At 43.8% G+C, this 25,063-nt stretch carries 25 protein-coding genes and 1 tRNA gene; 19 read left to right on the top strand and 7 right to left on the bottom strand.

What is annotated here, in order from left to right:
• Positions 1-126: 126 nt before the first annotated feature.
• From grxD to DM09_RS02505, 3 genes are all read right to left on the bottom strand, one after another.
• Complete coding sequence (grxD, locus tag DM09_RS02515; protein ID WP_038247309.1) at positions 127-465, bottom strand: Grx4 family monothiol glutaredoxin; 339 nt, start codon at positions 463-465, stop codon at positions 127-129.
• On the bottom strand, positions 462-707 hold the full coding sequence (locus DM09_RS02510; protein ID WP_038247307.1) for a BolA family protein: 246 nt from the start codon (positions 705-707) through the stop codon (positions 462-464). Before DM09_RS02510 ends, grxD begins: the two co-directional genes overlap by 4 nt.
• Before the next feature lie 46 nt (positions 708-753).
• Positions 754-830, bottom strand: a tRNA-Ile gene (locus DM09_RS02505).
• Positions 831-897: 67 nt separating this feature from the next.
• Between DM09_RS02505 and DM09_RS02500 the strand changes: the two genes are divergently transcribed.
• On the top strand, positions 898-1,794 hold the full coding sequence (locus DM09_RS02500; protein WP_051937960.1) for a Rossmann-fold NAD(P)-binding domain-containing protein: 897 nt from the start codon (positions 898-900) through the stop codon (positions 1,792-1,794).
• Here the strand turns inward: DM09_RS02500 and DM09_RS02495 are convergent.
• On the bottom strand, positions 1,766-3,004 hold the full coding sequence (locus DM09_RS02495; protein WP_038247305.1) for an ATP-binding protein: 1,239 nt from the start codon (positions 3,002-3,004) through the stop codon (positions 1,766-1,768). The two genes, DM09_RS02500 and DM09_RS02495, sit on opposite strands and share 29 nt — an antisense overlap.
• Positions 3,005-3,097: 93 nt before the next feature.
• On the opposite strand from DM09_RS02495, the gene DM09_RS02490 reads away from it, so the two are divergent.
• The 10 genes from DM09_RS02490 to DM09_RS02445 all read left to right on the top strand — a co-directional run bounded on the left by DM09_RS02490 (position 3,098) and on the right by DM09_RS02445 (position 15,768).
• Positions 3,098-4,462: a TldD/PmbA family protein gene (locus DM09_RS02490; RefSeq protein ID WP_038247302.1), complete on the top strand. Its 1,365-nt coding sequence runs from the start codon at positions 3,098-3,100 to the stop codon at positions 4,460-4,462.
• A 67-nt stretch (positions 4,463-4,529) separates the two neighbouring features.
• Positions 4,530-5,513 (top strand): adenosine kinase, encoded by a 984-nt coding sequence (locus DM09_RS02485; RefSeq protein WP_038247299.1) that lies wholly within the window; start codon positions 4,530-4,532, stop codon positions 5,511-5,513.
• Positions 5,514-5,697: 184 nt separating this feature from the next.
• Complete coding sequence (locus tag DM09_RS02480; protein WP_038247297.1) at positions 5,698-7,395, top strand: ExeA family protein; 1,698 nt, start codon at positions 5,698-5,700, stop codon at positions 7,393-7,395.
• On the top strand, positions 7,395-7,973 hold the full coding sequence (locus DM09_RS02475) for a general secretion pathway protein GspB (RefSeq protein ID WP_038247295.1): 579 nt from the start codon (positions 7,395-7,397) through the stop codon (positions 7,971-7,973). Before DM09_RS02480 ends, DM09_RS02475 begins: the two co-directional genes overlap by 1 nt.
• Before the next feature lie 89 nt (positions 7,974-8,062).
• Positions 8,063-8,758 (top strand): TVP38/TMEM64 family protein, encoded by a 696-nt coding sequence (locus DM09_RS02470; RefSeq protein ID WP_038247293.1) that lies wholly within the window; start codon positions 8,063-8,065, stop codon positions 8,756-8,758.
• Positions 8,755-10,188 carry a dihydrolipoyl dehydrogenase family protein gene (locus tag DM09_RS02465; RefSeq protein ID WP_038247291.1) on the top strand — a complete coding sequence of 478 codons (1,434 nt, stop codon included), beginning with the start codon at positions 8,755-8,757 and terminating at the stop codon, positions 10,186-10,188. Before DM09_RS02470 ends, DM09_RS02465 begins: the two co-directional genes overlap by 4 nt.
• A gap of 201 nt (positions 10,189-10,389) precedes the next feature.
• Positions 10,390-13,194, top strand: a complete 2,805-nt coding sequence (locus tag DM09_RS02460) for a 2-oxoglutarate dehydrogenase E1 component (protein WP_051937958.1) — start codon at positions 10,390-10,392, stop codon at positions 13,192-13,194.
• Positions 13,187-14,272 (top strand): dihydrolipoyllysine-residue succinyltransferase, encoded by a 1,086-nt coding sequence (gene sucB / locus DM09_RS02455; RefSeq protein WP_038247289.1) that lies wholly within the window; start codon positions 13,187-13,189, stop codon positions 14,270-14,272. Before DM09_RS02460 ends, sucB begins: the two co-directional genes overlap by 8 nt.
• A 126-nt stretch (positions 14,273-14,398) precedes the next feature.
• Complete coding sequence (locus DM09_RS02450) at positions 14,399-15,244, top strand: sigma-70 family RNA polymerase sigma factor (RefSeq protein ID WP_038247287.1); 846 nt, start codon at positions 14,399-14,401, stop codon at positions 15,242-15,244.
• The gene (locus DM09_RS02445; protein ID WP_038247285.1) at positions 15,241-15,768 is read left to right on the top strand and encodes an adenine phosphoribosyltransferase; all 528 of its coding nucleotides are present in this window, start codon (positions 15,241-15,243) and stop codon (positions 15,766-15,768) included. The genes DM09_RS02450 and DM09_RS02445 overlap by 4 nt, the downstream gene beginning before the upstream one ends.
• Positions 15,769-15,775: 7 nt before the next feature.
• Here the strand turns inward: DM09_RS02445 and lipB are convergent, their stop codons facing one another.
• Positions 15,776-16,411, bottom strand: a complete 636-nt coding sequence (gene lipB, locus DM09_RS02440) for a lipoyl(octanoyl) transferase LipB (protein WP_038247283.1) — start codon at positions 16,409-16,411, stop codon at positions 15,776-15,778.
• Between the two features lie 49 nt (positions 16,412-16,460).
• Positions 16,461-17,384: an ATP-binding protein gene (locus DM09_RS02435; RefSeq protein ID WP_038247281.1), complete on the bottom strand. Its 924-nt coding sequence runs from the start codon at positions 17,382-17,384 to the stop codon at positions 16,461-16,463.
• Positions 17,385-17,568: 184 nt separating this feature from the next.
• On the opposite strand from DM09_RS02435, the gene DM09_RS02430 reads away from it, so the two are divergent.
• From DM09_RS02430 to DM09_RS02395, 8 genes are read left to right on the top strand one after another with little or no spacing between them, the layout of a single operon-like run.
• Positions 17,569-19,125 carry a PHP domain-containing protein gene (locus DM09_RS02430; RefSeq protein WP_038247278.1) on the top strand — a complete coding sequence of 519 codons (1,557 nt, stop codon included), beginning with the start codon at positions 17,569-17,571 and terminating at the stop codon, positions 19,123-19,125.
• Positions 19,126-19,137: 12 nt separating this feature from the next.
• A complete protein-coding gene (locus DM09_RS02425) occupies positions 19,138-19,833 on the top strand; it encodes a WbqC family protein (RefSeq protein ID WP_051937956.1) in 696 nt (231 codons plus the stop codon).
• The gene (locus tag DM09_RS02420; RefSeq protein WP_051937954.1) at positions 19,830-20,441 is read left to right on the top strand and encodes a PIG-L deacetylase family protein; all 612 of its coding nucleotides are present in this window, start codon (positions 19,830-19,832) and stop codon (positions 20,439-20,441) included. Before DM09_RS02425 ends, DM09_RS02420 begins: the two co-directional genes overlap by 4 nt.
• On the top strand, positions 20,441-21,478 hold the full coding sequence (locus tag DM09_RS02415; RefSeq protein WP_038247274.1) for a DegT/DnrJ/EryC1/StrS family aminotransferase: 1,038 nt from the start codon (positions 20,441-20,443) through the stop codon (positions 21,476-21,478). Before DM09_RS02420 ends, DM09_RS02415 begins: the two co-directional genes overlap by 1 nt.
• On the top strand, positions 21,463-22,584 hold the full coding sequence (locus tag DM09_RS02410; RefSeq protein WP_038247271.1) for a glycosyltransferase family 4 protein: 1,122 nt from the start codon (positions 21,463-21,465) through the stop codon (positions 22,582-22,584). The genes DM09_RS02415 and DM09_RS02410 overlap by 16 nt, the downstream gene beginning before the upstream one ends.
• Positions 22,577-23,209 carry a YggS family pyridoxal phosphate-dependent enzyme gene (locus DM09_RS02405; protein WP_038247269.1) on the top strand — a complete coding sequence of 211 codons (633 nt, stop codon included), beginning with the start codon at positions 22,577-22,579 and terminating at the stop codon, positions 23,207-23,209. The genes DM09_RS02410 and DM09_RS02405 overlap by 8 nt, the downstream gene beginning before the upstream one ends.
• Positions 23,210-23,215: 6 nt before the next feature.
• Positions 23,216-24,019, top strand: a complete 804-nt coding sequence (gene proC / locus DM09_RS02400) for a pyrroline-5-carboxylate reductase (protein ID WP_038247267.1) — start codon at positions 23,216-23,218, stop codon at positions 24,017-24,019.
• Entirely contained in the window at positions 24,019-24,315 is a 297-nt protein-coding gene (locus tag DM09_RS02395) for a YggT family protein (protein ID WP_038247266.1), read from the top strand. Before proC ends, DM09_RS02395 begins: the two co-directional genes overlap by 1 nt.
• Before the next feature lie 266 nt (positions 24,316-24,581).
• Here the strand turns inward: DM09_RS02395 and DM09_RS02390 are convergent, their stop codons facing one another.
• On the bottom strand, positions 24,582-25,052 hold the full coding sequence (locus DM09_RS02390; protein WP_038247265.1) for a cytochrome c: 471 nt from the start codon (positions 25,050-25,052) through the stop codon (positions 24,582-24,584).
• Between the last annotated feature and the right edge of the window lie 11 nt (positions 25,053-25,063).

Here is a 25,063-nt window from a genome sequence, read left to right as displayed (position 1 = left end):
AAAACATTCAAAATCAAGGCGTGGGTCACATGGAATCGCCAGCTATTGCTCAAATTCACAACGCAGCGTTTGGGTACTCTAGACGCAGGATGCAAATTCATGACTTATTCAGAGCTTCCCTAGCACTTATGCTGCTTCAGAGTCACCCTCTTTCAGTGGCGCAAGCAACGTTGCCAGCTCACCATCTTCGTGCATTTCTGACACAATATCGCAACCACCCACAAACTCACCCTTCACATAAAGCTGAGGAATGGTTGGCCAATCACTGAATGTCTTAATACCTTCACGAACAGCAGGATCTAACAACACATTGATTGCTGCAAAAGGAACGCCTTGCTCTTGTAAAATTGCACACACGCGTTGTGAGAATCCACATTGTGGCATTTGTGGTGTGCCTTTCATGAATAAAAGCACATCGTTATTTTTTACAACTTCTGCAATTTGCTCTTGGACTGAATCACTCATGCTGCTGCCTCCTCAGGCGTTTTTGTTTTTAATGCTAAAGCATGCACTGCTGCACGCATATTGTCACCCAATGCGGCATACACCATTTTGTGGCGTGCAATGCGTGGTTTGCCTGCAAACGATGCAGAGACCACCGTCATTTCAAAGTGATCATCACCCGAATAACAGCGCACCTCAACATCCGCATCTTCAATATGCTCACATACCAATCGCTTCAATTCTTCAGGGTTTACACTACGCATTGTCAAACACCTCGCTTTGCTCATGATATGCCACATGATTATAATATGGTGGGCTTACTAGGACTCGAACCTAGAACCAACCGGTTATGAGCCGGTAGCGCTAACCAGTTGCGCCATAAGCCCGTTCACTGTGAACTTCACAGAGGGCGCAAGATAGTTTCAATTTAAAGACTAAGCAAGAGGGAGACCAATGAACAAACCCATCAAAACTTTATTGATTCTCGGTTGCGGCTATGTGGGTAGCAAACTCGCCATCACCGCCTTGGTACAAGGCATCAACATCAAAGCCACTGTACGCAATCAAAGCACTGCAAAAACCTTACAGCAGCAAGGTATTGATGCTGTGGTGAATGATAACCCTGCGGTATTGGATAACACATGGCTAAAAGATTGTGATGCTGTGCTTGATTCCATACCTTTAAATTATGATAAAGACCGCAAACCTTTTGAAACCCAATCATCATGGGTGGCTGCTCTGGTTGAAAAACTACCTACGCTCAAGTGGGCTGGTTATTTATCTGCAACCAGCGTGTATGCAGGCAGCGGAGGTGATTGGATTGGCGAAACTTCAACTCATTTTTCTACAAACCCACGCGGTGTGCAACGCCTTAAAGCCGAACAAGTCTGGCTTACATCGCGTGCTCCTGCCGAAGTATTTCGCTTAGCGGGCATTTATGGTGATGAACGCAATATCGTTTCCAAGCTTATGGCAGGAAATTATAAAACAGTGGCTTGGCAACCCGCCCACTACTCCAATCGCATTCATGTGGACGATATTGTGGCTGCATTGATGGTCGCCATGTTAAAGCCGCAAGCAAGCCGCATCATGAATCTATCCGATGATACACCATGTTCACACAAAGATTACGTGTGTACGCTTGCTGAAATCATTGGTGCACCCACACCTATCGTCCTCACACCCGAGCAAGCTGAAAAAGAAATGAGCCCTGCTTATTTGGATTTTTTTAGAGACAATAAACGCATATCCAATCGTAAGTTGCATCAACAACTGCGACCTAAACTGAAGTATCCAAGTTTCATGGATGCCTTTAAGCAAACTATGAAATCAAGGGCGTCCAAAGCCTAAAAACACTACCCGAACAACTGCTAGAAAACAGTTCAATGGCACCCGAATGCTGCTTAGCTATACCAAACGCTTTCGCCAGCCCTAAACCTCGACCCAAGAACTCTGTCGTCACAAAAGGTTCAAACAGCTTACCTTGCAATGCCTCTGCAACCCCTCCACCATTATCAATAATGCTTAGAACAATATACTTCCCTTCTCTGAGTTGGCGTTCTGAACAAGGCTCATGCAATATTTCATGGTCAAGCACCACTTGAACCTTACCCTCATAGTCACCTTTAATACGACCAATAGCCTCTGCTGCATTGTGTAAAACAGATAATATCATGTCCTTTAGCAACACCGCACTACCCTTGCACGGTTGTGCACCAGTTTGCCAACTCATATGTACATGAATGTTTTCAGGCAGCTGTTCTTTCCATGCTTGCACCACACTTTCAACCAATACTTGAAAATCAATAGTACTAAAATCGCTTGGCTCTTTTTCGACAAATGCAGACAACTGATTTGCATGTTGGCTGGTTTTTTCTGCAGCAGTGATAACTTGAGCACAATATTGCTGTAAACCTTGGTCTTTCACTTTGTATTGCATGATTTCAGCAAAACCAATCACTGCTTGCATCTCATTGTTGATTAAATGCGCCATGTTTTCAGAAAAACGTTTGGCCATCTCCAACCTCTCTTGCTTTGCTGTCTCTTGTAAAAGTTGATCCTGCCATTTCTGCAGCTGCAAGTAGGCATAATCAACAATAAACGCCAAAACGATACAGCTAACAATAAGGTTCATAGCCATTAAAACACTATACAAAGGCTCAGCACTGGTTAAGTCCAATATAAAAACGCCAGCCACACACAAAATAGTCAATGCAGCCCACAATCTACCACTGTCTGTCCCCATAAAACCAAAACCAATCACCACGACAACTGAAATCCAAGGTAACATCAAAATATCATTCCATAACAGCAGCAAACTACCGAACAGAAGAATCAGCATCATCACAGTAACTGTTTGTTGTACATAATGTTTATGACGGATAAACCAGTGTGCCGCAATAAAACACGCAGCCAACACGACCTCAACCACAGCACCTATATAGTTGTCCGTCATAAAATCTACTGCCGCAGTTAACGGAAACACTACGATTCCAATGTTCAACAAAGTGATAAAATGTTTGCGCTTGCGCTCATCAACAACCAGTTTCCTGAATAACACAGTCTTCTCCTTATGCCATCAGTAAGCAATCACCTTGCCAGACAAGTAAAAATAACCAATGCTTAGCCCATTATAGCAGAGAAGGGCATAAAAATGAATCTACAAGACAAAACCGCACAACTTTTGGATTATATCAGCCAAGCAGGCGCAAAACATGCCGATGCGATTGCAGTGAACAGCACCGGTAAATCCATTCAAGTACGCCATGGAAAAGTGGAAAGCATTGAAGCTGAACATGCCCAAGGCATAGGATTAAGGGGTTTTGTAGAAACCAACAAAGGCTTGGCGTTTGCCTCTGCCAGTTCATCAGATTTGTCCGACAGTGGTTTAAAATCTTTGGCGCAACAAGTGGTGGATATGGCAAAGATTTCCGAGCCTGACCCTGATGTTGTAGCACCTGTAGGCGCAAACCACCCTAGCACAGAAGATTTGGCAGCATGGCAAGAAACCCACCCACATATTCATCATGGCTGGGATACTGAGGCCGCCAAGGCTGCCGCCCTACAATGTGAGGAAACGGCACTTGGTTTTGATGATAAGATCCAAAACAGCGAAGGTGCGACGGCTGGTTTTGGTGATGATGAAAAGGTGTATGCTTGCAGTGATGGATTTGTGGCAAAAAATCGAAAATCTTCTTCATCTTTATCGGTGTCTGTGATTGCAGGTGAAGGTGAAAACATGCAACGCGACTACGCTTGGCATTCTGCATTTCAGGCCGCAAAACTACGCACTGCCAAATCCATTGGCGAAGAAGCTGCGCACCGCGCCGCATCACGTTTGGGCAGCAAAGTCATCAGTAGCCGCACTTGCCCTGTGCTTTTTGAACCCCGTATTGCAAGCTCAATTTTTGGTCATTTGTTTTCTGCCATCAATGGGCGTGCGGTATTACAAAAACGGTCTTTCTTGGCAGATGATGTAGGCAAAGCATTGTTTCCTTCTTTTGTTACCGTTGAAGAAAACCCCGACCACCCTCAAGGCATGGCAAATCGTTTGTTTGATGGTGAAGGTACGTTATGCCAACAACAAAACATTGTTAAAAATGGTAAATTAACCACATTGTTAACCAACCGCTATGTCGCTAAACGATTGAATATACCCGAGACAGGTAATGCCAGCCGTGGGCTCACAGGTGACATTGGCATTGGCACATCTAATATCATCGTACATGGTGGTGATATAAACCAACAGGCTATCATGCAAGACATTCAAGATGGTTTTTTTGTTACCGAATTGATGGGGTTTGGCATCAACCCTGTCACAGGTGATTACTCACGCGGCGCAGCAGGTTTTCTCATTGAAAATGGTGTCATCACGCAACCCGTGCAAGAAGTGACGATTGCAGGTAACTTGCGTGATATGTTTCAAGCTATTTCACATGTCGGCAATGATGTTACATGGTTTGGTAGCACTGCTGTGCCCAGCATTGTGATTTCCGACATGACTATTGCAGGGCAATAAGAAGGTGAACCAAAATATATGCAGCCCAAAAGAAACATCATACGAAACAAAAAGGTAGGGTAAGATTATGACAATCAATGTTTACGGCGTAGGCAACGCCATTATGGATTTACAAGTACAATGTGATGATGCTTTTTTAGAAGCCAATGCCATTGAAAAAGGTATCATGACCTTAACCAGCGAAGAAGATCAGCAAAAAATTCTTGATGCATTACAAACGCATAAGGTCAACACTTGTTCAGGTGGTTCGGCAGCCAATACCATTGTAGGTATTGCAGATATGGGCGGCAAGGTTGCTTATTGTGGCAAAACGGGATCGGATAACTTCGGGCTGCAATATGCCACAGAATTACAAGATTTGGGCATTCATTTTGGCGCCAAGGCAAGCAACGAAACCACAGGTACTTGCGTGGTTTTAATCACTCCCGATGCCCAACGTACCATGCTGACCAATCTCGGCGTATCTGCAACTTTATCCCCATCAGACATTGATGAAGCTGCGATTGCTAAGGCGGATTATATTTACGTAGAAGGTTATTTGTTTGCTGGTGAATCGACCAAGGAAGCAGCCTTACACGCCATTGATATTGCCAATCAGTGTGGTACCAAAATCGCCCTCACCATTTCCGACCCATTCTTGATCGATATTTGCCGTGATGAGTTCAAATACCTGATTGAAGGTCCAGTTGATTTGTTGTTTTGCAACGAAGATGAAGCAGCAGCCCTGACTGGCGAAGATGACCCCGTCCATGCTGCCCATGCTATCCACAAAACATGCGATAACGTGGCGCTCACCTTGGGTAAAAATGGCTCTATCATCATGCACGGCGGCGAAGTGATTGCCATTGAAGGTGTCACCGTTGATGCTGTGGATACCACAGGTGCAGGCGACATGTATGCTGCTGGTGTACTCTACGGCATCACCAATGGTTTAAGCTGGAAACAAGCAGGACATTTGGGCAGCCATGCCGCTGCGAAAATCGTAGCCCAGCTTGGCGCTAGACTTCCAGCACCATTATCCCAAGAAGAAATTCAGGAGCTTCTAAACTAAACGGTTGTAATGCTAAGTTTATATATATGACAAACGTCTTTTAAATAAACAAAAGCGAACACAAAATGTTTTTTCATATGCCATCCTGACTAAGTAATTGGTATATTCAACAAAAAAGGTGGTATCAATGATTGTAAGTCTCTCAAAGAAAACTTTATTGGAACTAGAGGGCTAAAGCAGTTTAATGTATACCACCTACTTTGGTTTTACTGAAAAACCTTTCACCATCGCGCCCAACCCGAAATACCTCTTTATGAGTGCGCGGCACAAAGAGGCCTTAGCGCATATGTTGTATGGCTTGCAGGGTGAAGGCGGAGTGATGGTGCTAACTGGCGAAGTCGGTACGGGTAAAACCACCATTTGCAAACACCTGCTGGAACAAATCCCTGAGCATACCGATATTGCATACATCATTAACCCTAAACAATCTGAAACAGAAATATTGGCAAGCCTGTGCGATGAGCTGCATATTAGATGCGCAGACACCCATAGCATTAAATCACTGACCGATGCACTCAACCAATACCTGCTCGAAGCATACAGCAAAGGCAGGCATACCGTTTTAATCATTGATGAAGCACAAAACTTAGAAATTTCTGTGTTGGAACAGCTTAGGCTTTTGACCAACCTAGAAACCAACGATAAAAAACTGCTGAAAATCATGCTGCTTGGACAACCTGAATTGGTCGACATTTTAAATCGCAAAGATTTACGCCAACTCGCCCAACGTGTCACATCGCGCTACCACTTAACCCCGCTACACAAAGATGAATTGGTGGCATACGTTCATCACCGGTTATCCATTGCAGGCGCAAACAACCAAGAGCTATTCCCTAAACCTGTATTGGATTTATTATTTGAATATTCAGGCGGTATTCCGAGGCTGATTAATTTAATTGCAGACCGCGCCTTGCTTGGTACTTATGCATCGGAAAACAAACACGTTGATAAAAACATTTTGCAGCAAGCCAGAAATGAAGTACTTGGTGAAACAACTCCTGTAACAGCTTCCGCAACACGGCAATCTGCACTGCCTTATATTCTATTCTTGGCGGCAGCAATTACCTTGCTTTGGGTTTGGAATGCATCAAACACATCTACCCCTTTAAACACCATCACCGTTGCGACCCAAACATCACGACCTGTTCAAACCACACCTAAGCCTGCAACCACCAAAAAAGAAACACGCTTAGCTATTACGCCCGAACAAACCATTGAAGTGAATCAGCCCGAAGTTACCGGTGTTGAAGTTATTCAAGCCACCGAACCCCAGCATCTGCCTAGTACAACCAACTTTAACCAAGCCTTTGTACCTTTATTCCAAGCTTGGAATATTGTGTATAAACCAACATCTGATGCTGATCCCTGTACTTTTGCTAAACAACATCAACTCCAATGCCTGCGTCAGTTGGGAGATATTGCCGCCATGCGCAGCTTGGATAAACCTGCTGTACTTAGTATTAGCGATGAAGATGGTTTAAAAGCTTATACTGCGGTGTTAAAACTTGTCGGCGCTAAAGCAATGCTTGCAACCCAAGACGTTTATGCCGAAGTGCCACTCACTACCTTAGCATTATTTAGCCATAATGATTTCACTTTATTGTGGAAAGCCCCCAAAGATTATAACGCACCTGTACGCCCTGGTCATTCAGGGGCTTTGGTTGCCACTTTAGCTGAACAAATCACCCAAGCCCTAAATCAAAGCTGGATAGGCGCACCACGTACCCAATATGATAATACGCTCAAAGAGCAAGTGAAAACATTACAACGGCAAGAAGGTTTATCACCTGATGGTATTGCAGGGCCTTTGACTTGGATTCATATCAATGCTTTAAATCATATCGATGCACCCAGTTTACACGCCACAAAGGAAAGCAACTGATGTCGTATATTTTAGATGCGCTCAATAAAGCAGAAAAAGACAGGCAACAACAAACCCCAACGTCTATACCCACTGTTTCAGCGCAAAATAACATTCCGCCCCAAGGAAAAGGAAAATATGGGCTTTATTTTATCATGATTGGTTTGGGGTTTCTTATGCTTTGGATATTTCTCAATCAAAAAGAAACACCACCTCAGCAAGTCATCACCCCTCAAGAAAACCATGTCACAGCCCCTAAAACTGAACCCACCACTCAAATCAAAGCGGTCAAATCTCAACCCACACAGTACATTAAAAAAGACCCTAACCCTGTTCAAAAAAAGATTAAGACTATTCCCAATATTATGGCATTGGATACAACGCTACGAAACCAGCTTCCTCCCATCACTATTTCTGCCCATGTTTATAGCGAAGAAACCAGTAAACGTATGGTGATTATCAATAACCAAGTCAGACATGAACAGGAGTATATTGCTGAACAATTACAACTCACCCACATCACACCACATGGTATTGAGCTTCAATATCAGGGCACTTCTTTTACCATGAAAGTAAAAGACCAATGGCCACCGTATTAGCAAAGACAATAATGTAAGAATCTGTATTGCGTGGCGACTATACGAGCATACAATCAAGCTGATGTAACATCAGACACAAGGAATTATATATGCTAAAAAAAAGTTTACCCCTACTCATCATTGCCGCCCTTACCACCTTGTTTTTCATGGCTGGTTGGCATGAATATTTAAGCTTTGAACAGTTGCGAACACATCGTTTAGAGCTTAATACTTGGGTAGCTGAGAAGCCCTTCATCTCAGCCTTAGCCTATATATTGATGTATATTACTGTTGTTACTTTGTCCCTACCTGGCGGTACTGTAATGACACTGGCGGGTGGCTTTTTCTTTTGCGCATTGTGGGGCGGTCTTTACACTGTGGTGGGTGCGACAATAGGTGCGACAATGATCTTTTTAATTGCCAAAACATCGCTGGGTGATGTTTTGCTTGCCAAAGCAGGGAAATCCATTCAGTCCATGAGAACAGGGTTTCAAGAAAACGCGCTTAACTACATGTTTGTATTGCGTCTTGTGCCCTTATTCCCCTTCTTTATTGTTAACCTTGCCCCTGCATTTTTGGGTGTACCATTGCGCACTTATATCATCGCCACATTTTTTGGCATTATGCCTGCAACCTTTGTTTTTGCCCTTGCTGGAAGCGGTTTAGGCAAAGTGTTTGAGCAAGGTGAACATTTTTCTGTATCAGGTATTTTAACCCCTGAAATGATGGGTGCACTGATTGGTTTGGCTTTATTATCCCTGATTCCTGTGTTTTACAAAAAATGGCAAAACCGAGGCGCATCATGAATACCATTAAAACAGATATTTGTGTAATTGGTGCAGGTTCAGGTGGTTTGTCTGTTGCCGCAGGCGCATCCCAAATGGGTGCCAGCGTTGTGCTGATTGAGAAACATAAAATGGGTGGCGACTGTTTAAATACAGGTTGTGTACCATCCAAAGCCATGCTTGCCGCAGGGCATGTGGCGCAAACCATGCGTGATGCATCCGCTTTTGGCATTGAAGCTGCCACCCCCAACGTAGATTGGAAAAAAGTGCACGGGCATATTCATCATGTGATTGCCCAAATTGAACCCAATGATTCAGTGGAGCGGTTTGAAGGTTTGGGTGTCCATGTCATCCAAGCTGCTGCGGAATTTATAAACCAAAATACAGTCAAAGCTGGTAATCAAACCATCCAAGCCAAATATTTTGTGGTGGCAACAGGTTCATCCGCTTTTGTACCACCCATTGATGGCGTGAACGATGTTCCCTACTTCACCAACGAAAACATTTTTAACAACACATCACCCATTGAACACCTGATTGTGATTGGTGGTGGTCCGATTGGCATAGAGATGGCGCAAGCGCATCGAAGATTAGGCGCAAAAGTAACCGTGATTGAAGTCATGAAACTGCTGTCTAAAGATGACCCTGAGCTAACAACTATTGTACTTGAACACCTAAAAAAAGAAGGCATCAACTTCCATGAAGGTGTGAAAAGTCTTCGCTTTGAAAAACATAAAAATGGCATTCATGCCTTTTTTGCTGAAGCTGATGGAAGCGACACGAAAGTATGTGACATTATCGGTTCTCATTTATTAATTGCCACAGGTCGCAAAGCCAATGTAAACGGCTTAAACCTTGAAGCAGCGGGTGTGACCTACTCGCCGCGTGGTATTGAAGTGGATAAACGCTTACGAAGTAGCAACAAAAAAACCTTCGCCATTGGTGATGTGACTGGCCCTTATCAATTCACCCACATGGCGGCTTACCAAGCAGGCATTATCATTCGTAATATCTTATTCAAAATACCTGCAAAGGTGGATTATTCCGCTGTGCCTTGGGTGACCTACACCGACCCTGAATTGGCACATGTTGGACTTACAGAGGCCGATGCCAAAGCACAAGGCATTGAGGTACGTATTCTCAAATGGGACTTCACAGAAAACGATAGAGCCCAAGCCGAGCAACGCACGGAGGGCTTGGTCAAAGTGGTAGTCACGCCCAAAGGGCATATATTGGGTGCGAGTATTGTCGGGTTACATGCTGGTGAATTGATTCAACCTTGGATTTTAGCCATTTCACAAAAAATGAAAATTGGAGCCATGGCATCTGCGATTGCACCCTACCCAACCCTTGCCGAAGTGAATAAACGTATTGCAGGCAGTTTTTATACCGACAAATTATTTTCTGCAAACACCAAGCGTATTGTACGCTTTCTTATGCGCTGGTTTTGATATACGCTACAGGTTAGTAGCCTATAGGACTTATGAAATTGTAGCGCGAAACATCGGGAGGTCTTTGATTTTTTACATGGTTTTGAGGCGAATAACACCGTTATTCAACGAAAACACAGGTAAAGAAGATGAATATCCGATTTTTCGTAGCCGATTCTCATAAGTCCTACAGGCTCCTAGTCGTGACATAAGGAGGCGACCTTGCCTGAATCACTGAGTAAACATATCACTATGACTTCCCACGATGAAGCTTTAGCTAAGCTCAAACACGACATGCGGATAACCACCGCCAATAATGAGCATAGCGACACTTTAACGCCCGCTATAGCAGTTAAGCCACAACCCATCACCACAAAACAAACAGGCAAAACAAGCAGCCATGAAAATACCACTGCCTTGCACCATGTGGAATACCCATCTCGCGCATTATATTTGATCAATGCATGGCGTATGCATGGTCATCTCATCGCTAATTTAGATCCGCTCAAACTTAACCCACCCCATATCGCTCCTGATATGGAATTGGCATATTATGGTTTAAATGAAAGCGACTTAGATACAGATTTCCCTACGGGTGATTTGGTTGCACCTGCCACTCTACCTTTAAAAGAAATCATCAATATTCTAGAACAAACCTACAGTGGTCATATTGCACCTGAATTAATGCATATTAGCAACACTGCCAAACGCAATTGGCTGCAACAAAAATTAGAGTCTTCTCGCTCTAAGCCACAATTTAACAACGAACAACGCAAACATATTTTTAATTTGGTAATGAAAGCTGAAGAATTTGAACGCTTTTTACACACCCGATATACAGGACAAAAACGCTTTTCACTCGAAGGTGGTGAAAGCTTGATTCCTATGCTCGATAGTCTGATTCAACGTGCAGGCAACAAAGGTGTGAAAGAAATTATTATGGGCATGGCGCATCGCGGTCGCTTAAATGTGCTTGCCAATATCTTGGGTAAATCTTTGAGTGATATTTTCGCTGAATTTGAAGGCAATCAGTTTGTGGATACTGAAAGTGGTGCTGGTGATGTGAAGTATCACATGGGTTTCTCGTCAGACATCAGCACGGACAACGGCACAGTTCATCTATCTTTGGGTTTTAATCCTTCCCATTTGGAGATTATTTCACCCGTGGTCTTGGGCAGTGTTCGCGCACGGCAATGTCGCCGTAAAGATAATGCAAGACGTGAAGTAATGGGTGTGCTTGTTCATGGTGACGCTGCTTTTGCAGGGCAAGGTGTGGTAGCTGAATCATTAAACCTTGGCGATTTATCGGGTTATCGCACTGGTGGTACGATTCATATTGTGGTCAACAATCAAATTGGTTTTACCACCAATCCTTTTGATGCACGCTCTACCTTTTATTGCACCGATGTCGCCAAATTGGTGCAAGCTCCTGTATTACACGTTAACGGCGATGACCCTGAAGCATGTTGTATGGCAATGGAGCTTGCCATGGACTATCGCCATCAATTCCGCAGCGATGTAGTCATTGATTTGGTCTGTTATCGCAGGCTGGGGCATAATGAAGCGGATGCACCTGAAGTTACCCAACCTAAAATGTATCAGCACATCAAAAAACATCCTACTGTACAGGCTATTTATCGCCAAAAACTGGCAGACGAAGACATTCAAAGCGAAGACGAATCGATGCAAACAGCTAAAATGTTCCGTGAATGTTTGGATAGCGTACGCAAAAATAATATGGTTTCTCCGCAACAAGCACCCAAACATGAAAACAGTTTGCATGGTCGCTGGGAAGGTTTTGTTAAACATAGCGACCAAGAGCCCGACACCACGGTGAGCGAAGATAAACTCAAAGCATTGGTCTCACGTGCTGTGCAAGTGCCTGAGTCCTTTCAACTGCACCCTAAAGTGAAGAAAATTTATGATAATCGCATCAGCATGATTCATGATGATATGCCCATCGATTGGGGTTGTGCTGAAATGATGGCTTATGCATCCTTGCTGGATGAAGGTGGCTGGATTCGATTGGCAGGGCAAGACTCAGGGCGTGGCACATTCTTCCATCGACATGCCATTGTGTATGACCAAAAAACAGGCAAAGGTTTTATGCCTTTAAAGACCATAACCAATGGTACATTGTCTCGCTTTTTGGTGGTGGATAGTATGTTATCGGAAATGGCTGTCATGGCTTATGAATATGGGTATTCGGTTGCCGAACCACGAGCTTTGGTGATTTGGGAAGCCCAATATGGCGATTTTGCCAATATGGCACAGGTGGTCATCGACCAGTTTGTGGCTGCGGGTGAATCCAAGTGGAACCGCATGTCTGGTTTAACATTATGGTTGCCCCATGGTTATGAAGGGCAAGGTGCAGAACATTCCTCAGCCCGTTTGGAGCGATTCTTACAACTCTGCTCCAATGATAATATGCAAGTGGTTTATCCCACCACGCCAGCACAAATGTTTCACTTGTTAAGGCGGCAATACAAACATCAAGTCCGTAAACCGCTGATTATCATGGCACCCAAAAGTATGCTCAGAAACAAAGCTTCAACATCCACCGTATCCGATTTGGCTACAGGCGCGTTTCAACCCATTTTAGATAATACATGTGCGGGTACAGCTCGCCGTGTCATCCTATGCAGTGGTAAAGTCTATTATGACTTGCTTGAAGCACGCAACAAACACGAGAACCATGATACGCATATCATTCGTATCGAACGTTTATACCCCTTCCCTGCTGCAGAACTGACTCAAATCATGGAAACTTACACCGATTGCAAGGAAGTGGTCTGGTTACAAGAAGAACCCATCAATCAAGGGGCTTGGCGGCAAATCAAACATATGATTCAAGATGCGCTGTTAAGCGAACAAACCTTGTATGTTTTAGCACGTGATGCCTTGGCTGCACCCGCTGTGGGTTCGATGAAACGACACAATGAAGAAAAAGAACATCTGATGGCAGCAGCATTAGGCACTGACACCAATCAACTACTCGAATACAAAATGGGGTGGCACCATGTTTGAAATTAAAGTACCCAGCTTGGGGGAATCCGATACCGAAGCTACACTGATTGCATGGCTTAAAGATGTGGGCGATGAAATACATGTGGATGATATTATTGCCGAAATCGAAAGTGATAAAATCACCATGGAAATCACAGCGACCGAGTCTGGTATTCTGCAAGAACAATTGGCTGCGGAAGAAGACACAGTAGAACCTGGTCAGGTTATTGGTTTAATTGATACATCTGTTGATGTGGCGGCTGCTAATACAGGTGTTTCAGAAGCCAATGAGCCCGAAGAAACTACCACTAGCAAAACAAAAGGGTCCTCCAGCAAAGAAGTGATTCCAGCACCTGAAACCAAAGATGAAACAATAACCGACACCACCCCGCTTGCTGAACGCGAACAAATCAGTGTACCCATGACTCGTTTGCGCAAGCGCATTGCCACCCGCCTGAAAGAAGCGCAAAACACTGCCGCCATGCTCACCACATTTAATGAAGTGAATATGCAGCCCATTATGGACATGCGCCAGCAATACCAAGAAGAGTTCACAGCCAAATTTGGCGTAAAATTGGGTTTTATGTCGTTTTTTGTCAAAGCGTGTGTCTCAGCATGTGCTGAATTCCCAACCGTGAATGCTTATATTGATGGCGATGATGTTTTGTATCATAACTATATTGATATGGGCATTGCTGTCTCCACAGATAATGGTTTGATTGTGCCTGTATTGCGTGATACTGGGGTTAAAAGTTACGCTGAAATTGAGCAAGGTATTATCGCATTGGCGAGCAAAGCGCGAGAAGGCGGCTTAAAACCTGATGACTTACAAGGTGGTACCTTTTCGATTACCAACGGTGGTATTTTTGGCTCTATGTTATCCACCCCCATTCTTAATACGCCGCAAAGTGCAATTTTAGGTATGCATACCATTACCCAACGTGCTGTGGTTGAAGATGATGAAATTGTGGCACGCCCTATGATGTATCTCGCCATGTCATACGATCACCGCTTGGTAGATGGCAAAGAAGCTGTTCAATTCCTCGTTCATGTGAAGAAAATCCTGGAAAACCCCAGCAAAGAAGCCATAGGACTATAATTTAACCTTTAATTATCAGCATGTTATGAATCATATAGCATATTCATGCGATATACACCTTCTTTACTACGCTTCATGCTTCGCATACTGGACGATGCATCATCCAGTGGAGAGAGGGGATAGACCATGAAAGTAAACACAGCATTAGATCCAATGAGTTTATACATGAAAGAGGTTTCGCGTTACCAACTTCTGACCGCTAAAGAAGAAATTGCACTGGCAAACCAAATTAAAGCAGGCGACGAAACAGCACGAACCAGCATGATTAACGCCAACCTGCGTTTGGTTGTGAAAATTGCCCGCCGCTATATGAACCCCAATGTGCCACTCGAAGATTTGATTGAAGAAGGCAATATTGGTTTGATGCGCGCTGTAGAAAAGTTTGACCCTGAACACGAATGCCGTTTTTCAACCTATGCCACATGGTGGATTCGCCAAAGCATTGAACGCAGCATTATGAATCAGGCCCATACCATTCGTGTACCCGTCCATGTGGCTAAAGAAATTAATAGCATGGGGCGTTATGTGAATCATTTACGCAATACTTTAGGGCGCGAGCCCACTGAAAACGAAATCGCCGTCAGCATGGGTAATACCAAGAAACGCGTGCAAGAACTCAAAGAAGCGGTATTACCCACAGACAGCGCAGACCAAATCATGTTAGGTACAGAAGATTTAACCTTATATGATATCATCGAAGATTGTACGGCTGAGCAGCCTTGCCATGAATTAAACAAAAACCTTTGTAAAGACCTACTCGATGGCTGGTTGGCTTTCTTAAGCCAAAAAGAGAAAAAAGTCATGTCTCTTCGTTATGGCTTAGGACATCGCGATGATCCTTGGACACTTGAAGCCATCGGTGAACACATGGGCGTAACCCGCGAACGCATTCGTCAAATTCAAGTTGCAGCATTAAAAAAATTGCGTAACCTTCCAGAAGCACAAACCATGCTTTTGGAGGAACTTATTTGACCACAAAACCAGCTTTACAACTACGCGATTATATCCGAAACATTCCAGACTTCCCCAAACCTGGCATCAACTTCAAAGACATCAGCCCGCTTTTAGCGGATGGCGAAGCATTTTCAGCATGTACATCTGAGCTTGCTGTGCACATGCCTGATGATATTGATGCTATTGTTGGCATTGAATCGCGCGGTTTTTTATTTGGTGCTGCTTTAGCCCAACAAACAGGCGTTGGTTTTGTACCCATACGCAAACCTGGAAAACTTCCCGCTGATACACATGCCATTGAATATGAACTCGAATATGGCACAGGCATACTCGAAATTCATCGTGATGCCTTAAGCCAAGGTCATAAAGTGGTGGTGGTTGATGATTTATTGGCAACAGGCGGCACAGCAGCAGCTACCATTCAACTAATTGAACAACTGGGTGCTGAGGTTGCGGCTTGTTTATTTGTTATTGAATTGGATTTTCTAGCCGGACGCGAAAAACTCAGCCCCACCCCTGTGCATAGTATTCTTCATTATTAAACAACAGCTACAATAAAGAATAAAACACCTTTTCAGCCTGCTTAACCACTATCTTTTCTACTGTATCACGCCTAACTTCTAACCCAAGCTTAGCCAATGACGTGACGGGTGCATCTTGCATACCACACGGCACAATACCCTTAAAATGATTGAGATTGGGATTGATGTTTAAGGCAATGCCATGCCATACCACCCAACGCCTACAACGCACACCCGCAGCAGCAATTTTTAAACCATCCACCCACACCCCAATCCCACGCGAATCCCGCCCTGCTTGGACATCCAAATCTGCCAGTGTACGTATAATCATTTCTTCCAATCGCCAAATATGCTGATGCAAATCTTGTTCTTTGGACACATTTGCCACCACATAACATAACAACTGCCCAGGGCCATGGTAGGTCACTTCACCACCGCGACCTGTTTGGAATACTTCAATGGTATCACCATCCACTTCTCGGGTTAATACATCTTGTGTCGTACCTGAAGTCCCCAAAGTATACGTTGGTGGGTGCTCGGTAAGTATCAATTTAAACCGGCCGTCACCCGCAAGCAAGGCATCACGCAAGGCTTCCTGTTCAGCCATGGCATCTGGAAAATATTGTTGCGTATGCCGAATCACATGTTGTTGTTCAAAACTCATCTTGGCAAAAGATGCATAAACTTAATGATTGTACAATACCGAGCATGTTTTATTCATGGCTACACACAGGAAAATAAACTTTAAACAAACTGCCCATCTTAGGGCCTGTTTTAACATGAATTCTACCATCATGTTTCTTAATCACCTTCAGTGCCCGCGTCAGACTCATACCTCTACCTTGCAGCTTGGTTGAAAAATTTGGCTCAAAAATATGTTTTTGCGTTTCCGCATCCATACCAACCCCATTATCTTGCACAGATAACATCACATATTGCTCATCCAAACCTGTACTTTTGTGTTTTAACATGGTCGTACGCACATAAACCGTGATACTGTCACCCGCTTGTGTCGCTTCAATGGCGTTATCCATCATACAAGATAATAACTTCAAAACCTGTTGTTTATTACCCATACACATGGGTAAGTTCTTCATAATTTCATAAGTAAACACTCTTGGTTTACCCACAAACACATGCTCATATCGTTGCATCACTGATAATGCCAAATCACCCAAAGAAAAAGGTTGGAATAACTCAACCCTAGCCGAGTTTGATTCACTGGTTATTAACTCTCGCTGCATCGTGTTCTTCTGACTCGTTTTCAACACTTCATACTGGCTTGTATCAGGCAGTATACTAGGGTAAACACAAAGCATAAACACTTGCTGCTCAAGCAAATATTCTGCATTGATAAATACAGGCAACAACTCGCCATGTTTATGTTTTAATTCCGCTTTATAATGATGTACGACACCCTGCTCTTTCACCTGCTCAAGAAAAGATACCTGCGCAGCCGCATTCCTCCAGAATGTTTCCATATCCATCAATAATAAGGTGTTTTCATTATAACCAAACATAGCAGCAAAGATTGTATTGGTTTCTAAGAAATGCCCGTGCAGGTCAAGAGCTGCATATCCACAGTCCATCAGTTCAAGCAGATTGCTGCTAGACTTTGAAAAGGTATTGTAAGCCATCGCTATGACCCAAAGTTAGGCAAGCTGAAGTTAGTCTATCGTTATATTCCACATAACACATAAGGTGAGTATAGCAGCTTATGCAAATCATTGCTAGGGAGGGTATCTCAAGGCCAAAAAACCCCTGATTGATTGTATTGGCAATGCTTTTGCTTTAATTTCGCACCAGAACTGCGGAGGAATAATGTCCATATCACCACTATTGATGATAACATTACTGTTTGGGTTTAACATACCAGCACTAGCTACAGAAGATATAAGCTTGGATAGACTTATGCTACTGCATGATATTTTACCTGAGCAATCCCTGCGCATAGACAATGATTTATCACTACCGAAAAACACCAACCAACAAGAAAAACCAGTTCTTGTCCTGCATCATATACCCACAATAGCACCGCCATACCGCGTATTGATTGATGTACGTAGCAACCACTCTGATGGTGCACATGACTTTGACACGCTGGTTTCACTGGCAAAAAAACGCCATTTGGATGCCATCGCTTTTACCGAACATGATAGATATAGCATTCGTCTAGGCATTGACCCTGTGCCTCATATTTTTGGTTATAGCCAAGAGCACCCCTCTTTATACCAAACAGGTGTAGATAACTTTTTCACTGATTTAAAACGCATCCAACAACAATCCAACATCACAATCTTTGCAGGTACAGAGTCTACACCGGGTTACTATTGGCAAGGCATACCCTTCAAAAACCTAAGCTTACATGACGCTGAAAAACATCTGATTACATTGGGTGTTAAAACACCTGAAAATATTACCAAGCTAAGCAGCTACAGTTTAAAGTATGGCTACGGCGACAAAGAATTATCATTAGTGTTTTGGTTTGTGTTTATTTTTGGGCTCCTCTTTATCTTGATGCGCAAGAAAAAGCGGGGTATTGCTTTGCTGCTCGCAGGTTCATTTATTGCTTTTATGACCACATGGTTAATGAAACCAAAAGTTGACCCCAACCAAGCATTTATCGAATCGGCACATGCGCAAAACTTATTTGTCATTTGGGCACATCCCGGAACCAAATCTGGTGTACGCCGAGGGCCTATGGGGGTTTTACTGGATACACCCCCATACAATCGTGATGTATTTCAATCATCCACTGCCGACGCCACAGCTGATGGATTTGCTGCTACTTATGGTGATAACGATGACAATACCATTGCAGGTGGTTTGTGGGATCAATATATGATGGATTATTTGGCAGGTTATATTGGCAAACCCATTTGGGCAGTAGCTGCGGGTGATTATCATAAAGAAGGACAATCAGGTGAGTTTTTGGGCAACTTTCCTATGGATGTATGGGCAAAAAGCGCGCAGGAGGATGATATTTTAGCCGCCCTAAAACAAGGGCGTATGACCGCTTGGCAAATGGGTAAACAGCATAATTTAAGCCTCAACAGCTTAGCACTGCTTTACGCCAACCCTGAAACCCAAGCAACAGAAACCATGTTTACAGGTGATACGGCTGTGGTGAGCCCAAATGTGACCCTGATTGCCAGCCTCAAAGAGATGGACAACACAAAACCAACCATACAACTCAAAGCACAATGGATTGTAGATGGTCAAATCGTAGGGCATATTTTGCTTACCAGCGATATGCAGGTGGCACAAAGCTACCCGCTGCACTTGTCTGTAGGGCGACATGTGATACGTTTACAAATACCAGCGCAGCAAGGCATTCGCATGGAAGCCAATCCGTTTCTGGTTCAAGTGCGTGAATAACAAGGGGAATACTTGAAAACCATTACCATTCATCAGCCCAATTATATGCCTTGGTCAGGTTTCTTTCATAAATGGAAACTTGCCGATACCTTTGTCATTTTGGATACGGTGCAGTTTCATAAAAATGAATGGCAAAACCGCAACCGCATCAAAACCAAACAAGGTGAGCAGTGGGTTACTGTGCCTGTAACGTATCGTTTCCCACAACTGATACATGAAGTCCGCATCGCACCAAACAACTGGGCAAAAAAACAAATCACATCCATTGAACAAGCCTATGCCAAATCCCCTTATTTGGATGCATATTGGCAACCAATCAAAACCATTTTGCAACAAAAGCATGGTAGGCTTGTCGATTTGAATGTGGCTTTGATTCGTGAACTTGGTCGTATGTTAGACTGCACTACCCCGTTACACCTTGCATCAGATTTACCTGTGGATGTAACCAATCCAACAGAACGGCTCATCCAAATCACCCAACATTTACAAGGTGGTGTATACCTTTCAGGCGCAGAAGGACGCAATTATTTGCAACCATCCGCATTCACTGGTGCCAATATCAAGTTGCTGTTTCAACAGTGTACACCACCAAAATACCCCCAAATGCATGGTGATTTCATACCTTACTTGAGTGTGCTTGATGTGTTGCTCAATATCGGTGAAGATGCCAAAGGTTTGATTGCCAATATGGGAGACATGCAGCCATGAAAACAATACTTGCCCTTGCCCCACACCCCGATGATTTAGAAATCGGTTGCGGTGGAACCCTTGCTGAACATGCAAAACGTGGTGATGAAGTACATATTTATGTTGCCACATCAGGACAAGTTGGTGGTGATGCTACCGTTCGTCGCGCTGAACAAGAAGCTGCTGCCAAGATTTTAGGTCTTAAACAAGTGCATTGGGGTGACTTTGAAGACACTCATTTGCCTGCTTCCAGTCAAGACCTGATGGCATCCCTAGAAAAAATCGTACAACAAATCAAACCTGACACCGTATATGTAAACCATCTCGATGATACCCACCAAGACCACAGAGAAATGGCATTGGTTGCACGTTCGGTTACCCGTTATATTCCTAATGTATTGTGTTATGAAACGCCTTCAACCATTGGTTTTGAACCCACCGTCTTTATGAATACCCACGACACTTTAAGCCTTAAACTCAAAGCCTTAGAAGCGCATAAATCGCAGGTGGAGCGCACCCGTATCAGCCTCAATATCATTGAAATTGCTTTGGCGACATCCCATTTTCGTGGTGTACAGGGTAAAATGTCTTGCGCTGAAGCATTTATGCCCATTCGTATTCGTTTATAATGCCAGGTATTCCCCATTCTCGCCCAAGTTTTGGCAAACCCTTTGCGCAGGCTGCACAACAGGTGATTCAATCAGGTTTTTTAGCCCAAGGTGATGTAACCACGGCTTTAACACAAACCTTGCAAACCCAATTATCAGGGCAAGCCGTGCTGGCTGTTGATTCAGGTACATCGGCATTGATGCTTGCCATTCGCGCACTCAGCAAAGACAAAAAACAAGCGCGCGTGGGTATCCCTGCTTATGCCTGTGCCTCGCTATTGTTTGCCGTGAAAAATGCAGATGCGAAGCCTGTGTTTATGGACTGTACAACAAACTTAACCTTGGATGCTGAACAAGCACACACCACTGCCAAAGATTTGGATATTTTGGTATTGGTTCACCCCTTTGGTATGATTGAACCTTTGGTGAGCGAACCTTTTGACTGCCCAGTGATTGAAGATATTGCCCAATCTGCAGGTGCAATGTGGCAAGGTAAAGCTGTGGGCACATTTGCCGATGTTTGCATTGGTTCTTTTTATGCTACCAAACCTTGGGGTGGTGCTTATGGCGGTTTTATCAGTAGCAAGGATGAGGCGCTTATCCAATCCATCACCAAGATGACCAACCCTGACCAAGCGGATTTACAACAAGATTATGTTGGACATCATCAGTTATCCAATATCCACGCTGCCTTAGCTCAAGTGCGACTAAGCCATGCAGCTGCGGAGCAACAACAACGCCAAACATGGGTAAATAAATACGATGCCATGCTAAAGAATTATGCAGTCACGCCAATCACTGGCATACAAGGCAATCACTTTCGTTATATCATTCGTAGCGAGCACACAGCTGAAAATGTGATTCAAACATTGCAACAACAGGGCATAACCGCCATGCGCCCAGTACAACAACCCTTGCACCATGCAATCCGTGATGCAAACTGCCCGCAAGCTGATAAGGCATGGCAATATTGTGTGTCTTTACCTTTGCTGCATAACATGAACGAACAAGAATTTTTACTGCTTTCACAAGGACTTGCAACATGTTTCAAATCATAGATCATGCTTATATACGTTGGCTTGCCTTGTGCACAGGTCTGTTATTGGTCGTGCCTTGGCAGGTACAAGGATTATTAACACATAGCCTATTCTTATTTTTTGCCAGCCTATTGTTAACCTACGCTTTGATGCCTGCTATAATTTATGCTGCACATCGCTGGGATGCTTTGGACTATCCCGATGCACGGCGAATACACGCCCAACCCACCCCGCGTATTGGTGGTTTGGCTGTCATTATTGCCGTCAATGCCACTTTATTGCTCAATTTTAACTACTCCATCGAATTTAAAGGTGTGGTTATATCTGCGCTCATCGTAGGCGCATTATCTTTAAGCGACGACATCAAAGAGTTATCCGCCAAAACCAAACTGATGGGTCAGTTTATCGCAGTTGCTGTACTGATGTATTGCGATGTGGTCATTCACTTTGCACCGGACACTTGGTGGGGGCATGGGCTGGAATATATCGTCACCGCATTATGGATTATTGGTATCACCAATGCTTTTAACTTTTTAGATGGTATCAATGGTTTAGCGGCATCTTTAGCCGCCATTACATGCCTATTGATGGGCATGCTGGCTTGGCATACTGACCAAGCGTATATGTTGTACTTATGTTTGGCTGTAGCAGGTGCTGCCATTGGCTTTTTGCCTGACAACGCACGTTACCAAAGCGAACCCCGCTCTTTTTTGGGTGATGTAGGTAGCACTTATTTAGGCTGGGTAATGGCATCGATTGCGGTTATGGGTGATTGGTCTGGAGATAGTGCAATCAAAGCCTATGCCGCACCATTGCTAATTTTTTCCGTGATGATTTTTGATATTATTTATACCACCGTTGCCCGCATTGCCCGTGGTGATGTACACAACTTCCGGGAATGGATTGAATATGTCGGCAAAGATCATTTGCACCACAGATTGATGGATATAGGTTGCACACAAGCACAAGCGGTCACCCTTATCTTAAGCTTTTCCATATTAATGGGGCTTGCCGCATTGGCTTTGATTAAAAGCCCCATGATTACCGTGGTATTATTGCTTGCCCAAGCCGTTATATTCTATCTGGTCTTAAGCTTTTTTATGTTACGCGTGAAAAAAAATGATTGACTCAGCCCTCATTCAACGTTGGCAACATGTGCAATCCAACATGGGTGATGCCCAACTCATTGCCGTATCCAAATACACTAGCGATAGCAATATAGAAATACTATTGGCAGAAGGACATTTGGACTTTGGCGAAGCCAAACCGCAAAACTTGCGCGATAGAGCACAAAAATATCCCCTTGCCCGTTGGCATATGATTGGCCCGCTACAAAAGAATAAAGCCAAATATATTGGTCGTTTTGCTTATATGTGGCACTCCTGTTGTAATATTGAAACTGCAAAAGAGGTCGCCAAACATGTTGAAGGTCGTAGACTACCCGTATTTGTGCAGGTAAACATTTCAGACGAACCACAAAAACAAGGTATTCAGCCTGATGATATACCCTTGTTTTTACAACAGCTAGCCCTTATAGAAGGACTTGAAGTCATCGGTTTGATGGGTATGGCTGCCAAAGATGGCGATGCTAAGTTGGCATTCTCCTTGTTAAGACAATGCAGGGATGATGTCATAGCGCAGTATCCTCATGTACAAGGTTTATGCATGGGCATGAGCAATGATTGGCGCATAGCGATAGAAGAAGGAGCGACCATGATTCGGGTTGGCTCAGAAATTTTTGGACAAGATTAGGTGATTATGAAGCAACAAAAGATAACATTTATCGGTGGCGGAAATATGGCAGAAGCCTTGATTGCAGGGCTTGTTAAAGCTGGGCACAATGCTGAGAACATCACCGTCACCGACACCCGTGAGCCGCGTTTGGCAGAACTTGCCGAGCACTATGGTATTCAAACATCAACGCATAATATTGATGCTATTGAAAACGCCCAGGCCATTGTTTTAGCGGTGAAACCACAAGTTATTGAAAGTGTTTTGACAGAAATTGGTAACCGTATTCCTGAAGATGCAACAGTTGTTAGCATCGCAGCAGGTGTGGGCATTCAAAAAATGAAAGATTATGCTCGCCGTGACCATTTGGCATTGATTCGTGTCATGCCCAATACCCCCGCATTATTGGGTGCAGGTATGTCCGTATTATTTGGTGAAACTGATCAACAACACAAAGATATGGCAACATATATCCTTGGTGCATCTGGAGAAACTGCATGGGTAGATGATGAGCGTTTATTGCATGCCGTCACCGCTGTGTCAGGCAGTGGTCCTGCCTATTTCTTCTTACTTGCTGAAACATTGCAAGCTGCAGGTGAAGCACAAGGTTTACCTAAAGATTTAGCTGCCAAACTTGCCAATCAAACAGCCATGGGTGCAGGTCGCATGCTTGCAGAAAGTGGTCGTGATGCAGCAACCCTTCGTGCCCAAGTCACAAGCCCTGGTGGTACCACTCAAGCAGCCCTAGATGCCATGTATGAAAGTGAATTTCCAACAGCAGTACGCAAAGGGGTGCAAGCAGCAAGCAAACGGTCTAAGGAGTTAAGCTAATGTTTATATTGGGTTATTTATTACAAGCTATTTCAGCAGTGTTGGGCATTGCCCTCAATATTGCCATGATTGTTATCATTGCCCGCGCCATTTTATCATGGGTGTCACCCGATCCATACAACCCCATTGTACGCATCATCAATCAACTATCTGAACCCATCCTATTCCCTATCCGCCGCCGCGTGCCGTATATGGGTGGCATCGACTGGTCACCCATCATTGCCCTGATGATGATATACTTTTTAGATATTTTCTTGGTACAAACGTTGAATCGTTTAGGTGCAAGTTTTCTTTAAATAGAGCTTCCTCAAAAAGTATTCCATACGCAAGAAAACCTTTTTTTATCACAAAGACACCAAGCAACATAAAAAAGTTCATGCGCGACTAAAGTCGCACCTCCAATGGAAGTAAAGCTTTAGCCTCGCCTATTTCAAACAGGTGCAAGAATTTTGCATAAAAACACGTATAAACCTTGCATTTCATACAACAAAAAGTGTATGTGTTCTATTTTTATATTCAAATGTTATGACTTTTTAAGGAAGATCTATATAGAGCCTCCTATTTATTGAAATACAGAAGGAATCTGAAAGCTAGCATGACAAGCTACGCAATTGTTCATGGTCTCTGCCAATTTGCGTTGCACTTTACTAGCATCACCTGTTTGCGCAAGCGCTGCAATCTCATCAAATGCTTTATGTGTACTCATACCCAACCGCTTAAAATTTAATGGTAATTTCGCCATCAAACGCACATCCATAGTGCTCGTTGCTTGCATGCCTACCGCACTTGCTGCCTCTGCAACTTGCTTCATATCTCTCTCAGTCAAACCCTCCACTACAAGCTGCGTTGCCTCAAGCAGTGCTCGCATTTCTGACAATACTGCTGCCCGCTCAACACTATTCAGTACCACAACGGTTCGGCTGTCTTCGGCAGTGCCTTCCTGTGTACTTCCCAACACCATAAACTTCGCAGCAAAACCAACAATCACTGCAAGTAACAATACAATCACAAACCACAATACTTTTTTCGACACCACCTCACTCC

It is taken from the genome of Ghiorsea bivora (genome assembly GCF_000744415.1).
GTDB classification, from domain to species: Bacteria; Pseudomonadota; Zetaproteobacteria; order Mariprofundales; family Mariprofundaceae; genus Ghiorsea; species Ghiorsea bivora.
This window is presented reverse-complemented; position numbering and strand designations above follow the sequence as displayed.

Coding starts and splice junctions, on each gene's coding strand:
- grxD (WP_038247309.1), bottom strand. CDS start 465: ATGAGTGATTCAGTCCAAGAGCAAATTGCAGAAGTTGTAAAAAATAAC.
- DM09_RS02510 (WP_038247307.1), bottom strand. CDS start 707: ATGCGTAGTGTAAACCCTGAAGAATTGAAGCGATTGGTATGTGAGCAT.
- DM09_RS02500 (WP_051937960.1), top strand. CDS start 898: ATGAACAAACCCATCAAAACTTTATTGATTCTCGGTTGCGGCTATGTG.
- DM09_RS02490 (WP_038247302.1), top strand. CDS start 3,098: ATGAATCTACAAGACAAAACCGCACAACTTTTGGATTATATCAGCCAA.
- DM09_RS02485 (WP_038247299.1), top strand. CDS start 4,530: ATGACAATCAATGTTTACGGCGTAGGCAACGCCATTATGGATTTACAA.
- DM09_RS02480 (WP_038247297.1), top strand. CDS start 5,698: ATGTATACCACCTACTTTGGTTTTACTGAAAAACCTTTCACCATCGCG.
- DM09_RS02475 (WP_038247295.1), top strand. CDS start 7,395: ATGTCGTATATTTTAGATGCGCTCAATAAAGCAGAAAAAGACAGGCAA.
- DM09_RS02470 (WP_038247293.1), top strand. CDS start 8,063: ATGCTAAAAAAAAGTTTACCCCTACTCATCATTGCCGCCCTTACCACC.
- DM09_RS02465 (WP_038247291.1), top strand. CDS start 8,755: ATGAATACCATTAAAACAGATATTTGTGTAATTGGTGCAGGTTCAGGT.
- sucB (WP_038247289.1), top strand. CDS start 13,187: ATGTTTGAAATTAAAGTACCCAGCTTGGGGGAATCCGATACCGAAGCT.
- DM09_RS02450 (WP_038247287.1), top strand. CDS start 14,399: ATGAAAGTAAACACAGCATTAGATCCAATGAGTTTATACATGAAAGAG.
- lipB (WP_038247283.1), bottom strand. CDS start 16,411: ATGAGTTTTGAACAACAACATGTGATTCGGCATACGCAACAATATTTT.
- DM09_RS02435 (WP_038247281.1), bottom strand. CDS start 17,384: ATGGCTTACAATACCTTTTCAAAGTCTAGCAGCAATCTGCTTGAACTG.
- DM09_RS02430 (WP_038247278.1), top strand. CDS start 17,569: ATGTCCATATCACCACTATTGATGATAACATTACTGTTTGGGTTTAAC.
- DM09_RS02420 (WP_051937954.1), top strand. CDS start 19,830: ATGAAAACAATACTTGCCCTTGCCCCACACCCCGATGATTTAGAAATC.
- DM09_RS02415 (WP_038247274.1), top strand. CDS start 20,441: ATGCCAGGTATTCCCCATTCTCGCCCAAGTTTTGGCAAACCCTTTGCG.
- DM09_RS02410 (WP_038247271.1), top strand. CDS start 21,463: ATGTTTCAAATCATAGATCATGCTTATATACGTTGGCTTGCCTTGTGC.
- DM09_RS02405 (WP_038247269.1), top strand. CDS start 22,577: ATGATTGACTCAGCCCTCATTCAACGTTGGCAACATGTGCAATCCAAC.
- proC (WP_038247267.1), top strand. CDS start 23,216: ATGAAGCAACAAAAGATAACATTTATCGGTGGCGGAAATATGGCAGAA.
- DM09_RS02395 (WP_038247266.1), top strand. CDS start 24,019: ATGTTTATATTGGGTTATTTATTACAAGCTATTTCAGCAGTGTTGGGC.